The organism is Bacillus sp. AP50 (genome assembly GCF_040492675.1).
GTDB lineage: Bacteria > Bacillota > Bacilli > Bacillales > Bacillaceae_G > Bacillus_A > Bacillus_A cereus.
This window is the reverse complement of the sequence record NZ_JBEUTW010000058.1, coordinates 1-14,046: the sequence shown is the minus strand read 5'-3', so window position 1 is coordinate 14,046 and position 14,046 is coordinate 1. Positions and strand designations below refer to the sequence as shown.

Here is a 14,046-nt window from a genome sequence, read left to right as displayed (position 1 = left end):
AATAAAGGAGCGATCACAATGACAACCTTACTTAGCAAAGCTAAAAACATATTAGCGACTGACGAAACGATATTATTTTACGCAGCATGTTCATTAGACATATTTATTTATCGTTCCGTCGCAAGGCCAGGATTGCTAATTTTAACGAACAAAAGGCTATTCTTTTATGGGCCAGATGTAAGTAAGAATCCAATATTTGAAGAGTTCTCTTTCGCAAAAATTTCTAATCTAAAAGAACAAAAGCGTCTTTTCAACAATCAAATTGTATTTATGTATGATAACGAATGGAAAAAAATAAAACATATTCAAACAAATGATGTGAGCTCCCTCGTTCAAAAGATACACGAGCAGCTTTCTAAATAAATATATGATTAGCCCTCTATTTCTTACATAGAGGGCTTCTATACTTACACATCTTCTTTTTTCAAGAGCGGTCTCACATGAACAATGACAGTGCGAATAACTGCTAAAATCGGAACCGATATTAGCAACCCTACAATCCCAGCTACCTCTCCCCCAACTAGTAAGGCAAGCATAATAATAACGGGATGCATACGAAGTGACTTACCAACGATGTAAGGCGATAAAATGTTACTCTCCACAAATTGCAAAATCGCAATTGTGATCCCCGCCTTAATAAGTAAACTCGTTGATACTGTTGCTGCAATCATTAACGTCGGGATTGCTCCTAAAATAGGACCGAAGTACGGGATTATATCCGTTACCCCAATAATAATGCCAAGCAATAATGGATATTTCATACCGATAAACCAAAAAGAAAGAGCTGATACTCCCCCTAATACTAAACAAACAAATAACTGTCCTCGAATATAACTTCCAAGTGATTTATCAATTTCTTTCGCAAGCATTTGCCCCGTACCTCGCCATTTACTTGGGACTAGTTTCCAAAAGATATGATAAAACTCACCATAATCTTTTAATATGTAAAATACAATGAACGGTATTAAGAAAATAATGAGCAATGAATCGAGTACACCACGAGCTGTACTCATCACTTTATTTAAAAGCGCTTGAATCTTCGTTTCCACACCCACAAAAAGTTGTTTCACCTTTTCATGAATGAACGAAGGGAAATTCGCCGTTTGTTCTGTAACGCCATCCATCCACGAATCGTACATTTTTGTAAACTGCGGAAATTGTTCATTAATCTCTTGTAACTGTTTAATAACGACTGGTGTTCCTTTATAAATCCCATAACCAATTCCGCCAAAGAAAAGGATATAAATGAGCAAAATGGCAAGTGTACGGGGCATCCCTTCCTTATGAATTTTTTCAATTAAAGGGTGCAATAAATACGCAATAAAACACGCGATAAGAAACGGCGTGATTGCTACTTTAAATACAAAAATAATCGGTGCCCATAGCGGCTTAATTTTTAAAAAGACGAGCAGACAAAGAAAAACAAGTAACAATAATCCTAAACGATATATCCAAATGATTTTAAGATTCTTCACATGAAAAACCTCCTCCACCTTTATTTTGAAAATAAATGGGGTAGGTTATGTGCGAAACTTTTAAAATCTTTTCATACGGACCATACTGTTTTTTAAAGACGTACATATAAATAACATAACAAGGACAACCACCCCTGAGAATACAGCACGAAATAATGTAATCAGGAGGGCTAATTATGGTTTTGTTTATGCTTGGATTATCAGCACTTTTTATGATTCTTGAATGGATTTGTATCGGGTTCGGTATTTGGAAGGGGTTCTTTATTCATTCCTCACGTAAAGAAAAAGCGAAGCAATTATGGCAGTATGGAATACTTGGCGTTGGCTGCTACGGTCTATCTTATCTTTTCTCAGAGATCGGACTTTTTTATTTGCATATGGGTGCATAAAAAAACTCCCTTGTCTACAAGGGAGTTTTTCACTTTATCGAAATGATTATAAGTAAGACTTAATCATCTTACGTGCTTTTTTCATATTGCGTTTTGAAAATACATCTTGCTTACGAGCATATTGATATGCTGCAGCTCCAACACCTAATGCGATTAATGAATTGCGTAGATTCAAAGTAAATCCCCCTTTTCGTTATCCGATCGTTCTTTCATTCTCATCAAATAAATCATCAAGAGAGCTTAGTGAACCATCTTCCTCAACTTGATGCGTATGGATTTTCCCCTTTGAAACCGATAATTCGATATAACAATTCCAGCAATAAAATTGGTTGACACCTATTTTTCCAATGTCTTTCCCTTTGCAATTTGGACAAATAAACATATGGCTTTCATCTCCTTACAGTCTCCCAGATTCTATTCGCCATTATGTCCAAACTGCATTCATTTATACATTTTACTGGAGCCTTTCAACGCTATGCGTTTGAAAGTTTCACTATATAATTTCACCTTGTTACATGAAATCATACGGTGAAATGTTTTCCACGTCCATTTCCTCGCCATTAACTGTGACCATCTGTACTTCTCCTTGTGATTCTTGCAAGCGACTAGCTAAGGTTGTTTGACGCATTGCATCATCAAGGCGATTTACACCAGATTGGAAAGCTGCTTCCTCTCCGCAAATAATAAGGAACTTCTTACTTCTTGTAATACCCGTGTAAATTAAATTACGACGTAACATACGGTTGTAACTTTTCACGATTGGCATAATAACAATCGGAAATTCACTACCTTGTGATTTATGAATAGAACAACAATATGCATGCGTAATTTGATTTAAATCGGGCTTCGTATACGTTACCTCAATTCCGTCAAATGAAACGATAATCATATCTTGTTGCTCAACGTTTTCTTTCGCATAAAACACCGAAACAATTTCCCCAATATCACCATTAAACACTTGGCTCTCCGGCTGATTCACGAGTTGCAGTACTTTATCGCCTCTTCGGTACACAACATCACCGTAAGCAATTTCTTTACTCTTTTCCCTCTTCGGATTAAATACTTGTTGCAGCGCTTCGTTTAATACATTAATACCAGCAGGCCCACGGTACATCGGTGCTAATACTTGTACCTCTCTTGCGCTAAAGCCTTTTGTTTTAGCATTTTCACAAACTTTTTTCACAACCTCAACAATTTGAGCTCCTGTACAGCCGATAAATGAACGATCTTTTTGATTTTGTGCTAAATCTGGTGGTAGAGTTCCATTTTTTATCGCATGGGCAAGTTGAATCACTGATGAGCCTTCCGCTTGACGATAAATTTCAGTAAGCTTCACTGTCGGAACTGCGCCTGCATTTAATAAATCTTTTAATACTTGTCCAGGTCCTACAGATGGCAACTGATCTTCGTCACCTACAACGATAACTTGAATGTTCGTCGGCAACGACTTAAATAGCTGATTTGCAAGCCAAATATCAACCATTGAAAATTCATCGATAATAAGGAGCTTACCTTGGACAGGATCCGTTTCATTACGCTGGAAAGATCCTTCTGGCGTCCAACCAAGTAAACGGTGAATTGTGCAAGCTGGAAGTCCTGTCGATTCACTCATTCGCTTCGCTGCTCTTCCTGTTGGAGCTGTTAATAGTATTGGAAATGGATTATCATCACTGTATTCATTCGGATTTAACGATAACCCGTGTAGTGATGCATACATTTCAACAATCCCTTTAATAACTGTTGTTTTCCCTGTTCCTGGTCCACCTGTCAATAACATCATCGGTTTATGAAGTGCCGTTTGAATTGCTTCTTGCTGAAACGGTGCATATTGTACGTTCAGTTGTTCTTCAATTTCACCTAACGTTTTTAACACTTCTGCTTCTGGAAATGAAGGTGTTTCTTCTTGATTCATAAGCCTGCGAATAGACTTTACAACACCTTTCTCAGAGTAGAATAACGTTGCTAAATACACTCGTTCTTCTTCTATGATGACTTTCCCTTCACTTTGCATCGTTTCAATACAACCTATAATATCTTCCTCAGTCACTCTTCCTTCTTGATTGTTTAAAAGTGACATCGTTTCTCTTACAAGTTGATCTTTCCTCATATAAACGTGACCAAGTTGTAATGAGACATTCTCTAATGTGTAAAAACATCCTGCGCGTACACGGTCGTCATGATTACCCGATATCCCTAACGCACGCCCTATATCATCCGCTCTTCCAAAACCAATCCCGTCCACTTCTTCGATAAGTTGATACGGATTATTACGAATCACTTCTAATGTCATCTCTTTATATTGCTGGTAAATCTTAATAGAAAGTTTCGTTCCAAAACCGTAGCCATTTAAAAAGCTCATTACTTTCTCTAGCCCTTGATGTTCAACAATTGTCTCATATATTTCCTGAGCCTTTTGTTTATTAACAACACCATTTAATGCCTCAGGGTCATCCATAATTTTAGAAATAGCATGTTCTCCGAGATGGTCCACAATTTTTTCAGCTGTACGCTTTCCTATCCCTTTAAATAAATCACTCGCTAAATATTGCACCATACCTGCTTTTGTTTGCGGCAATTCTTTTTTAAATGTTTCAACCATATATTGTTTTCCATACTTTGGATGGTCCTTAAAATGACCTGTCAATGTAAACACTTCATCTTCATGCATGCGGGGAAAATGACCGTTTATCATTACTTTCTTTTCGTCATACGTTTCATTCGTTTCAATGACTTTCATACTGACAACGGAATAGAGGTTTTCTTCGTTGTGGAAAATGGTATGAAGAACTTGCGCTTTTATAAACTTTTTCTCTTCCTCAAACAAATCCATTGCATGTTGATTTCCCATTTTTCCTCTCCTTTCCGGTATTTTCACTTTAATGAGCAGTACATCCCCCACCTTTTTAGATGAGGGATAACTACCCATTAAACTATATTTTTATCTTATTCAGCTTCTTGCTCTAATAAACGAACGCCATTACCCGCTAAAAAGTGATCTGGCTGAATTTCAGTTGCTTTCTTAAATAAAGCGAGAGCCTTCTCATTATTTTCCTCAAATACGTACGCAACACCTAAATTGTAATACGCATCTGCATGCTCCTCATCCATTTCTAATACCTTTTCAAAATAAGGTTTCGCCTCTTGAACGTGTTCTAATCGCGCGAAGCAAAGTCCGCACTGGAATACAGCTTCTACATCGTTTTCATCTAATTCTGTTGCTCTTTGTAAGAATGGTAGTGCAAGACGATCATTTCCAAGCTGTACATGTGTGATACCTAACATAAATGTTACATCAGCTGATTGTAATCCAGCTTGCATTGCTTGTTCAAATACAGCTTTCGCTTCAGTAAATTGCTCTTGGCCATAATATACATTTCCTAAACCATAATAGGCTGCTGCAGATTTATCATCTAACTCTAGTGCACGTTTATAAAATAAAATCGCTCGCTCGCTATCACCTAATACGTCTAATAAATTTGCAAAATTAATGTACCCAAGCGCATCTTTCGGATTTTCTTCGATTGCTTCTGTAAAATTTTTAGCTGCTTCTTCCCAGTTTCCTTCTTGCATATATTGAATACCTGTTTCAAGTTTGTTTGACATGTCCTTCACCTCTACAACAAATTATAACAAAGAATGTATTTTCCAAGCGAACGAAAATTCGCTTTATGTAAAAGAAACCTCTAACCGCTAATCGGCAGAGGCTTCTCATTTATCCTAAATAATCCAATTTCTTACCACTACGGTATACTTCATCAATTGTAGCACCGCCTAAGCACTCATCTCCATCATAGAAAACGACTGCTTGTCCTGGTGTAATTGCACGAATTGGCTCATCACAAAGAATACGAACTGTATTTTCATCAACGATTTGAACCGTTACTTTATTGTCTTCTTGACGATAACGGAATTTCGCCGTGCACTTAAATTCTGTTTCTTTTTCTTTGTTACTTACCCATCCTACATTCGTAGCAATAACTTCATCACCATATAGAAGTTCGTTATGGAATCCTTGATCAACATATAAAATGTTTTCTTTTAGATTTTTCCCAACAGCAAACCATGGGTCACCATTACCACCAATTCCAAGGCCATGACGTTGTCCAATTGTATAATACATTAAACCGTCATGCTTCCCTTTCACTTCACCAGATAATGTTTGCATTACACCTGGTTGTGCCGGTAAGTAGTTACTTAAGAAATCTTTAAAGTTACGCTCACCAATGAAGCAAATACCTGTACTATCTTTTTTCGCCGCTGTCGCTAAGCCAGCTTCTTTCGCCATTTCACGAATTTGCGGTTTCTTTAATTCACCTAACGGGAACATTGTTTTTGATAATTGCTCTTGGCTTAATTGATTTAAGAAATATGTTTGATCTTTATTGTCATCAACACCGCGAAGCATTTTATATTCGCCGTCCATATAAGCAACGCGTGCATAATGGCCTGTTGCCACATAATCCGCACCAAGCGCAATTGCATGCTCTAAAAATGCTTTAAATTTAATTTCTTTATTACACATTACATCTGGGTTTGGTGTGCGACCAGCTCGGTACTCATCTAAGAAGTACGTAAATACTTTATCCCAGTATTGTTTTTCAAAGTTTACTGCATAATACGGAATACCAATTTGGTTACACACTTCAATTACATCATTGTAATCTTCTGTTGCTGTGCAGACACCATTCTCATCTGTATCATCCCAGTTTTTCATAAAAATTCCGATTACATCATAACCTTGCTCTTTTAATAAAAGTGCTGCTACAGATGAATCGACGCCACCGGACATTCCGATGACAACGCGTGTTTCGTGAGGTAGTTTGTTCATCATGTCACCTCCCATACTAATTTTGTGTTAATCGCTTCACGATTTTCACTGTTTCGTACGCCGCTTTTTCAATTTGCTCTTTCGTATTTCCAAGTCCAAAACTAAAGCGTACGGATGAACGTATTTGATCGGAGTCTTTTCCAAACATCGCTACTAATACATGTGATGGATCAATCGAACCAGCTGTACAAGCAGAACCACTTGATACTGCAATACCAGCTAAGTCTAAGTTCACAAGAAACGGTTCAATGTTCATTCCTGTAAAACTTACATTAAGTACATGCGGTAAGCGATGTTCTAAGTTTCCGTTTACCTCGAAAGTAATGCCTTCATTTTTGAAGACAGATACCATTATATCTTTAAACTCTTCATATTGGGCATTTTTTTGCTCACGAGTTTTTTCAGCTATAAGAATTGCATACTGAAGCCCAGCAATACTAGGCACATTTTCCGTACCAGCACGGCGTTTTCTTTCTTGCTCTCCGCCTATTAATAACGGTTCAAATTTCACATTTGCACCAGCGTATAAGAAACCTACACCTTTTGGCCCGTTAATTTTATGAGCTGAAATTGATAATAAATCAATACCAAACTCTTTCACATTAATTTCTACTAAACCGTAAGCTTGTACCGCATCTGTATGGAAATACGCTTGATGCTCTTTTAACAGCTTTCCTATTTCCACAATCGGTTGCATCGTCCCTACTTCATTATTCCCAAACATAACAGATACAAGAATCGTCTCTTCTGTTAATGCCTTTTGTATGTCAGAAACTTGAATGCGCCCTGTTTCATCGACAGGTAAATATGTCACTTCAAACCCTTCACGCTCTAACAATTCGCACGTATGCAAAATCGCATGATGTTCAATTTGCGTCGTTATAATGTGGTTACCTTTATGACGGTTCGCACGTGCTACACCGATAAGCGCTAAATTATCAGCTTCTGTACCACCGCTCGTAAATATAATTTCATTCGGGTTCGCATGAATGCTGCGTGCACACACTCTTCTCGCCTCATCTACTGTGTGACGAGTTTGACGTCCATAAAAGTGAATACTAGACGGGTTCCCGAATATTTCTGTCATATATGGAATCATCTTTTCGACCACTTCTGGGTGAGTCGGAGATGTCGCAGCATGATCTAAGTAAATGCGTTCCATTAAATCTCCTTCTTTCCAAATCGTTTCACAAGGAATTAAATGTAAAACATATAGCCCCCGTGATTTTCTTCCTCATAACGTACTAAATCTTCTAACGTTGTACTATCTAACACTTCTTGCACCGCATCACGAACACGCATCCATAATTGGCGTTGTGCTGGTTCTTCTTCTTCTATCATTTCTACAACACTAATCGGACCCTCTAATACACGGATTACATCTCCAGCTGTAATGTTAGCCGGCTGATCTGATAGTACATATCCGCCATATGCTCCCCGCGTACTCTTTACTAGACGCGCGTTACGAAGTGGTGAAATTAATTGCTCTAAGTAATGTTCCGATAAGTCATGTGCCTGCGCAATTGATTTTAATGAAATCGGACCTTCACCAAACTTTTTTGCAAGATCAATCATAATTGTTAAGCCATAGCGGCCTTTCGTTGAAATTTTCATCTATTTTGCACCTCTTTTCAAATTTTCACTTCTATTGGTTATATCTTATTTATAAAAAGAACACAATTTAAAATCCTATGAAATTATAGCATAATATAGTATTATAAGAAATTTCAACTTGTGTATCAAAATGATAACATAAAATCACATTGAAAAACTCGGGAATTATTACAATTGAAAGAAAAATGAAAATATTATCCTTTATTTTTCCCATAAAACAGCATCCTATTTCAAATTTCGTAGAAAAAAATGATACGATAGAACGAGATTATATATTAAGGGAGACGGTCCAAATGAAACAACCACTCGCACATCGAATGCGCCCTACAAATATTCAAGAAATTATTGGGCAACAACATTTAGTTGGTGAAGGAAAGATTTTATGGCGAATGGTCCAAGCCAATCATTTTCAATCTATGATTTTATACGGTCCTCCAGGTACAGGAAAAACATCCATTGCCAGTGCAATTGCTGGAAGTACCGGTACCCCGTTTCGTCTATTGAATGCTGTTACTCACAATAAAAAAGATATGGAAGTTGTCGTACAAGAAGCGAAGATGCATCGACACCTCGTTTTAATTTTAGATGAAGTTCACCGTCTAGATAAAGCAAAGCAAGACTTTCTATTACCTCACTTAGAAAGCGGACTTCTTACTTTAATTGGTGCAACGACAAGTAATCCATTCCATGCAATAAACTCCGCTATTCGAAGCAGGTGTCAAATTTTCGAATTACACGCACTAACAGAAGATGATATTTTAATTGGGTTAAAAAGAGCTTTAGAAGATAAAGAAAAAGGCCTTGGAGAATATGCTGTAACGGTAACAGATGAAGCACTACATCACTTTGCAAACGCCTCTGGTGGTGATATGCGTTCCGCTTATAACGCACTTGAGCTTGCTGTATTATCTAGCTTTACTACAGACGATCAAGCGGCTGAAATCACACTCGAGATTGCAGAAGAATGCTTACAAAAGAAGAGCTTCGTTCACGACAAAGGCGGCGATGCTCATTATGACGTATTATCAGCATTTCAAAAATCAGTGCGCGGAAGTGATGTAAATGCAGCGCTCCATTATTTAGCACGCCTTATTGAAGCAGGTGATTTACAAAGTATTGGCAGACGCCTTCTTATTATGGCTTATGAAGATATTGGACTTGCTAGCCCACAAGCTGGACCACGTACACTAGCTGCAATTGAATCAGCTGAACGAGTTGGATTCCCAGAAGCACGCATCCCACTTGCAAATGCCGTTATCGAGCTATGCTTATCACCAAAATCAAATTCAGCTTATAAAGCACTTGATGCTGCATTACACGATTTACGCAACGGTCAAACAGGTGACATTCCAAGCCATTTAAAAGATAGTCATTACAAAGGCGCAGAATCACTTGGAAGAGGCATTGGATATTTATATCCACACGACCATCCAAACGGCTGGGTAAGGCAACAATACTTACCTGATAAAATAAAAAACAAGCAATATTATAAACCGAAAACGACAGGGAAATTTGAGCAAGCACTTTCTACTGTTTATGAAAGATTACAAACTTCGAATAAAACGAAAAATAAAGGGTAACATAAACGAAAACGTCACCATTATGGAGGCTTCGCTTATGAAAACACGTCAAGATGCATGGACAAAAGAAGATGATCTCCTTTTAGCAGAAACTGTTTTACGACATATTCGCAGCGGAAGTACACAAATAAAAGCATTTGATGAAGTCGGCGATACGTTGAACCGGACTTCAGCAGCTTGCGGCTTTAGATGGAATGCTGAAGTAAGACCGAATTACGAAGATGCTGTGCAGCTTGCGAAGAAACAACGTAAAGAATTAAAGCGCTCTGAAGCTAAAATAGAAAAAAATCAGTTCACGAAAACGAAACAACTCGTAATCGATGCTGAGTTTTCTGAAGATATTACGCCAAGTAAACAAGAACTTACGATGCAAAATGTCATCTCATTTTTGCAAAACTTGGAGCATAATAACCCTTCACTCGCAAAGTTGCAAACTGAAAATGATGTATTACAAGCTCAGCTCACTTCTCTGCAAAAAACGAATCATGAACTTGAAACGAAATTAGCGGTACTCACAAAAAAACAACAAGCAATCGAAGAAGATTACGCGATGCTTGTTCGAATTATGGATCGTGCTCGAAAACTTGTTTCGGTCGAAGAGCAAGAAGAGCAAATTGCCCCGATTTTCAAAACCGATCAAAACGGGAATTTAGATATTATTTATTCTGCTGAGAATTAAAAACAGGGATGTCACTTTTTTGACTGAGTGACATCCTTGTTTGTTTTCGGTAAATCATATATATACATGTCGGTAAATGAAATTATATTAACGATTTTTCGAATATATCTATCGTAACTTGCAATATATCAACGATTTTTCGAATATATCTATCACAATTTGCAATATATCAACGATTCAATAAAGGATATCGATTTAACGACAAAGATTGACAATATTAGCATCTTCTATAATAGGGGGATGTTTCAAAATGTTTTTCGGGGATATCTTCTTACTTTTTATTTCCCGAAAAAGAACAAACTCAAAGGTCTGACATCATCCTATTTATCCACAAGTTTATACACATATCCACCTTTATAAAATAAACCTTAAAATAACTTTTCCACATTATCCACAATCAATAAAAAAGTTATCAACATTTTATATACACAATAAAACCCACATTATCAACAGACAATATGGGTTTTATCCACAACCTGTGGTTAATTATGTGTATAACTATGCTTCAATATCTAATCCTGGATTTGCATTTAAGGCTAATGTTGCACGCTTACCTTGTTCATAAGCAATTGTCCCTGCCGCTGCAATCATCGCTGCATTATCTGTGCATAAAGATAGCGGCGGAATAATTAATTCAATGTTTTCTTTTTGTGCAAATTCCTCTTCTAATCGCGCACGAAGTCCTTTATTAGCAGCTACTCCACCAGCAAGAAGTAATTGCTTTACATTATAAGCTTCTGCTGCACGAGCTGCTTTCGTTACAAGTACATCTATTACACTTTCTTGGAAACTTGCCGCTAAATCTTCTGGCGCAATTTCTATACCGCGTTGTTTTGCGTTATGCACAGTGTTGATAACTGCTGATTTCAATCCACTAAAGCTAAAATCATATGAATCCGGTTCTAGCCATGCACGAGGCAAATCAATTGTCGGTTCTCCTTCATGTGCAAGGCGATCAATATGAGGACCACCTGGATATGGCATAGATAACGTACGAGCTACTTTATCATATGCTTCTCCAGCTGCATCGTCTCGTGTTTCACCAATTACTTCGAATGAACCATGTTCTTTCATATAAACAAGTTCCGTATGCCCACCAGATACAACAAGTGATAATAACGGGAATTGAACTTCTTTTACTAAACGGTTCGCATAAATATGACCAGCAATATGATGAACACCGACTAACGGAATATCATGTGCAAACGCTACTGCCTTCGCTGCATTTACTCCAATTAGAAGTGCTCCTACTAAACCAGGACCTTCTGTTACAGCAATTGCATCAATATCATCAAATGTGATGTTTGCTTCCTTTAAAGCTTCTTCTAACACAACTGTAATTTCTTCTACATGATGACGGGATGCAATCTCTGGTACAACGCCGCCAAAACGTTTATGACTTTCAATTTGTGATGCAACGACATTCGCAATAATTTCCGTTCCATTTTTAACAACTGCTACTGCTGTTTCATCACAACTTGTTTCAATACCAAGTATAATCGTATTTTTTTCCATTATATATTCACCCACATTACGAGACCATCTTCCTGATTGTCTGCATAGTATCGTTTACGAATCCCACCATTTTGAAATCCGTATTTTCTGTATAACTGCTTTGCTACTTCATTTGATACACGTACTTCAAGTGTCATTGTTTTTACCCCTAGTTCTTTCGCTTCAGAAATAACTGCTTTCAATAGGGCATCTCCTAACTTTTGACCTCGGTATTCTGGCAAAATAGCTATATTTGTTATATGTGATTCATCAATAATTATCCACAATCCACAATACCCGACTACACGACCATCTTTTTCTAACACAATATAATGTGCATGTTCATTCATCGTTAATTCACGGTGAAAGGCATCTGCAGTCCAAGGAGTTGAAAAAGACGCTTCTTCAATAGCTACAATTTGAGCAATATCATCAAGCTCCATCTTTCTAAATATCATATCCATCTTCTGCAAGCTCCTACTTGTTTTGACTTTCTAACCACTTTGTTTCAGCTTCAGCTAAACGAAGATAGCTTGGAACAAACGTATGCACATCTTGTTCTTCTTTTTGTAATCCTAAGAATGCTAGCTCACTTGGTCTTGGGTTATTTTTAGTAAATGGAGCGAATACAGCTTGATCACCTAAATGTTCTATAATTGTTTCTTTATGCAATTTAACATCGTTACCGATAAATAAAACAGGCTGTCCTTTATCTTTTAACATTTGCAACCAGTCCACAATAAGAATAATTCGGTCTTCTTCTATTGAAGTTAACTGCTCTCCTTCATATGTATATAACCCAGTATAAATTTGCCTACGTCTTCCATCAAATAAAGGACAAATTAACCCGTTAAAGTTAGCACCGTTTGCAGCTACTACCTCTAAACTTGATACACCTACAATTGGTATTTGAAGTGACCAAGCTAATGTTTTCGCCGCTGTCACGCCTATGCGAACACCTGTATAGGATCCAGGTCCAGCAGCTACAACGATTTTAGTTAATTCCTTCGGTTTTACGCCACACTCTTTTAACAGTTTCTCTACAGCTGGCATAAGACGTACAGAATGGTTTTTTGTTAAATTTGTAATGATTTCCCCAATTACGTTTCCTTCCTCAATAAGGGATACACCCATTACGTAATTTGAAGTATCAATTGCTAGTACTTTCATCTTGTAATAGCTCCTCACATAATCTAATATAGCGATCTCCAATTGGCTCAAGTATAATTTTTCTTGTGTCATCTCCAGCATGGAATAAACTAATTTGTAACTTTTCATTCGGTAAATATGCTTCTATTAAATGAGCCCATTCTACTACCGTAATTCCTTCACCGTAGAAATATTCATCAAAGCCTAAGTCCTCTTCACTTTCTGCTAAGCGATACACGTCCATATGATATAGCGGTAATCTTCCTTTATATTCTTTGATGATATTAAAGGTAGGACTATTTACAACTCTTTTCACTCCAAGACCTTTTGCTAGTCCCTTTGTAAAAGTCGTCTTACCAGCTCCAAGATCTCCTTCTAAAATAATTACGTCTTGTGCCTCTACGAGCTTACCTAGTTTTTCTGATAACCTTTGTGTTTCCTCAGAAGATTTTGTTGTTACTTCATATTTACTCACAGACTTCACCTACTTTACTCACAATGTTCTCTGCTCTTTATTATACAGGTTTTGAATATATAAAAAAGTCCTTAGGAGTTGTCCTAAGGATAGTTTGACTGTCTTTATTAGTTTTTTGTTAAAACAAATAAAAAAATACGAAACAACTTGTTTCGTTCTTTTCTTTATATGAAATGGCGGTCCCGACCGGGGTCGAACCGGCGATCTCCTGCGTGACAGGCAGGCATGTTAACCACTACACCACGGGACCATTTGGTTGCGGGGACAGGATTTGAACCTGCGACCTTCGGGTTATGAGCCCGACGAGCTACCGTGCTGCTCCACCCCGCGACAATATAAATAGCTTGGCGACGTCCTACTCTC

Annotated in this window: 16 protein-coding genes and 2 tRNA genes; 4 read left to right on the top strand and 14 right to left on the bottom strand. The window is 37.5% G+C overall.

The annotated features are described in order from the left end of the window. Positions 1-18: 18 nt before the first annotated feature. Complete coding sequence (locus ABWK52_RS06555) at positions 19-363, top strand: PH domain-containing protein (RefSeq protein ID WP_353771897.1); 345 nt, start codon at positions 19-21, stop codon at positions 361-363. Between the two features lie 44 nt (positions 364-407). Here the strand turns inward: ABWK52_RS06555 and ABWK52_RS06550 are convergent, their stop codons facing one another. Next, positions 408-1,475, bottom strand: a complete 1,068-nt coding sequence (locus ABWK52_RS06550; protein WP_000793128.1) for an AI-2E family transporter — start codon at positions 1,473-1,475, stop codon at positions 408-410. 176 nt (positions 1,476-1,651) lie between these two features. Between ABWK52_RS06550 and ABWK52_RS06545 the strand changes: the two genes are divergently transcribed. Then, positions 1,652-1,864 carry a hypothetical protein gene (locus ABWK52_RS06545; protein ID WP_000242535.1) on the top strand — a complete coding sequence of 71 codons (213 nt, stop codon included), beginning with the start codon at positions 1,652-1,654 and terminating at the stop codon, positions 1,862-1,864. A 46-nt stretch (positions 1,865-1,910) separates the two neighbouring features. Here the strand turns inward: ABWK52_RS06545 and ABWK52_RS06540 are convergent, their stop codons facing one another. The 7 genes from ABWK52_RS06540 to cymR all read right to left on the bottom strand — a co-directional run bounded on the left by ABWK52_RS06540 (position 1,911) and on the right by cymR (position 8,306). Continuing rightward, a complete protein-coding gene (locus ABWK52_RS06540) occupies positions 1,911-2,039 on the bottom strand; it encodes a YrzQ family protein (RefSeq protein ID WP_001053553.1) in 129 nt (42 codons plus the stop codon). An 18-nt stretch (positions 2,040-2,057) separates the two neighbouring features. Beyond that, the gene (locus ABWK52_RS06535) at positions 2,058-2,246 is read right to left on the bottom strand and encodes a hypothetical protein (RefSeq protein ID WP_000469281.1); all 189 of its coding nucleotides are present in this window, start codon (positions 2,244-2,246) and stop codon (positions 2,058-2,060) included. A 129-nt stretch (positions 2,247-2,375) separates the two neighbouring features. Beyond that, positions 2,376-4,712 carry an SF1B family DNA helicase RecD2 gene (gene recD2 / locus ABWK52_RS06530; protein ID WP_098541534.1) on the bottom strand — a complete coding sequence of 779 codons (2,337 nt, stop codon included), beginning with the start codon at positions 4,710-4,712 and terminating at the stop codon, positions 2,376-2,378. A 95-nt stretch (positions 4,713-4,807) separates the two neighbouring features. Continuing rightward, entirely contained in the window at positions 4,808-5,467 is a 660-nt protein-coding gene (locus ABWK52_RS06525) for a tetratricopeptide repeat protein (protein ID WP_000066409.1), read from the bottom strand. Positions 5,468-5,576: 109 nt separating this feature from the next. Beyond that, a complete protein-coding gene (gene mnmA, locus ABWK52_RS06520) occupies positions 5,577-6,692 on the bottom strand; it encodes a tRNA 2-thiouridine(34) synthase MnmA (RefSeq protein ID WP_001038010.1) in 1,116 nt (371 codons plus the stop codon). Positions 6,693-6,708: 16 nt separating this feature from the next. Continuing rightward, the gene (locus tag ABWK52_RS06515; protein ID WP_000439893.1) at positions 6,709-7,854 is read right to left on the bottom strand and encodes a cysteine desulfurase family protein; all 1,146 of its coding nucleotides are present in this window, start codon (positions 7,852-7,854) and stop codon (positions 6,709-6,711) included. Between the two features lie 35 nt (positions 7,855-7,889). Beyond that, on the bottom strand, positions 7,890-8,306 hold the full coding sequence (gene cymR, locus ABWK52_RS06510; protein WP_000704116.1) for a cysteine metabolism transcriptional regulator CymR: 417 nt from the start codon (positions 8,304-8,306) through the stop codon (positions 7,890-7,892). 293 nt (positions 8,307-8,599) lie between these two features. Here cymR and ABWK52_RS06505 point away from each other — a divergent pair, with 293 nt between their 5' ends. Beyond that, complete coding sequence (locus ABWK52_RS06505; protein ID WP_000812919.1) at positions 8,600-9,886, top strand: replication-associated recombination protein A; 1,287 nt, start codon at positions 8,600-8,602, stop codon at positions 9,884-9,886. Between the two features lie 37 nt (positions 9,887-9,923). Next, positions 9,924-10,565, top strand: a complete 642-nt coding sequence (locus ABWK52_RS06500) for an RsfA family transcriptional regulator (protein ID WP_000857722.1) — start codon at positions 9,924-9,926, stop codon at positions 10,563-10,565. A gap of 498 nt (positions 10,566-11,063) precedes the next feature. Here ABWK52_RS06500 and tsaD read toward each other — a convergent pair whose 3' ends face one another. The 6 genes from tsaD to ABWK52_RS06470 all read right to left on the bottom strand — a co-directional run bounded on the left by tsaD (position 11,064) and on the right by ABWK52_RS06470 (position 14,013). After that, positions 11,064-12,080 carry a tRNA (adenosine(37)-N6)-threonylcarbamoyltransferase complex transferase subunit TsaD gene (tsaD, locus tag ABWK52_RS06495; protein WP_000414585.1) on the bottom strand — a complete coding sequence of 339 codons (1,017 nt, stop codon included), beginning with the start codon at positions 12,078-12,080 and terminating at the stop codon, positions 11,064-11,066. Then, on the bottom strand, positions 12,080-12,523 hold the full coding sequence (rimI, locus tag ABWK52_RS06490) for a ribosomal protein S18-alanine N-acetyltransferase (protein ID WP_000367190.1): 444 nt from the start codon (positions 12,521-12,523) through the stop codon (positions 12,080-12,082). Before rimI ends, tsaD begins: the two co-directional genes overlap by 1 nt. Positions 12,524-12,536: 13 nt before the next feature. Next, positions 12,537-13,229 (bottom strand): tRNA (adenosine(37)-N6)-threonylcarbamoyltransferase complex dimerization subunit type 1 TsaB, encoded by a 693-nt coding sequence (gene tsaB / locus ABWK52_RS06485; protein WP_000865754.1) that lies wholly within the window; start codon positions 13,227-13,229, stop codon positions 12,537-12,539. Then, entirely contained in the window at positions 13,210-13,683 is a 474-nt protein-coding gene (gene tsaE / locus ABWK52_RS06480) for a tRNA (adenosine(37)-N6)-threonylcarbamoyltransferase complex ATPase subunit type 1 TsaE (RefSeq protein ID WP_000049648.1), read from the bottom strand. Before tsaE ends, tsaB begins: the two co-directional genes overlap by 20 nt. 174 nt (positions 13,684-13,857) lie before the next feature. Further along, positions 13,858-13,933 (bottom strand) — tRNA-Asp (locus ABWK52_RS06475). Positions 13,934-13,936: 3 nt separating this feature from the next. Next, positions 13,937-14,013: transfer RNA gene (locus tag ABWK52_RS06470), tRNA-Met, on the bottom strand. Between the last annotated feature and the right edge of the window lie 33 nt (positions 14,014-14,046).

Bases quoted from the DNA above. Each gene is read 5' to 3' on its own strand.
- recD2 (WP_098541534.1), bottom strand. From the start codon at position 4,712: ATGGGAAATCAACATGCAATGGATTTGTTTGAGGAAGAGAAAAAGTTT.
- tsaD (WP_000414585.1), bottom strand. From the start codon at position 12,080: ATGGAAAAAAATACGATTATACTTGGTATTGAAACAAGTTGTGATGAA.
- ABWK52_RS06515 (WP_000439893.1), bottom strand. From the start codon at position 7,854: ATGGAACGCATTTACTTAGATCATGCTGCGACATCTCCGACTCACCCA.
- ABWK52_RS06525 (WP_000066409.1), bottom strand. From the start codon at position 5,467: ATGTCAAACAAACTTGAAACAGGTATTCAATATATGCAAGAAGGAAAC.
- rimI (WP_000367190.1), bottom strand. From the start codon at position 12,523: ATGGATATGATATTTAGAAAGATGGAGCTTGATGATATTGCTCAAATT.
- ABWK52_RS06545 (WP_000242535.1), top strand. From the start codon at position 1,652: ATGGTTTTGTTTATGCTTGGATTATCAGCACTTTTTATGATTCTTGAA.
- cymR (WP_000704116.1), bottom strand. From the start codon at position 8,306: ATGAAAATTTCAACGAAAGGCCGCTATGGCTTAACAATTATGATTGAT.
- mnmA (WP_001038010.1), bottom strand. From the start codon at position 6,692: ATGAACAAACTACCTCACGAAACACGCGTTGTCATCGGAATGTCCGGT.
- ABWK52_RS06500 (WP_000857722.1), top strand. From the start codon at position 9,924: ATGAAAACACGTCAAGATGCATGGACAAAAGAAGATGATCTCCTTTTA.
- ABWK52_RS06535 (WP_000469281.1), bottom strand. From the start codon at position 2,246: ATGTTTATTTGTCCAAATTGCAAAGGGAAAGACATTGGAAAAATAGGT.
- ABWK52_RS06555 (WP_353771897.1), top strand. From the start codon at position 19: ATGACAACCTTACTTAGCAAAGCTAAAAACATATTAGCGACTGACGAA.
- tsaB (WP_000865754.1), bottom strand. From the start codon at position 13,229: ATGAAAGTACTAGCAATTGATACTTCAAATTACGTAATGGGTGTATCC.
- ABWK52_RS06505 (WP_000812919.1), top strand. From the start codon at position 8,600: ATGAAACAACCACTCGCACATCGAATGCGCCCTACAAATATTCAAGAA.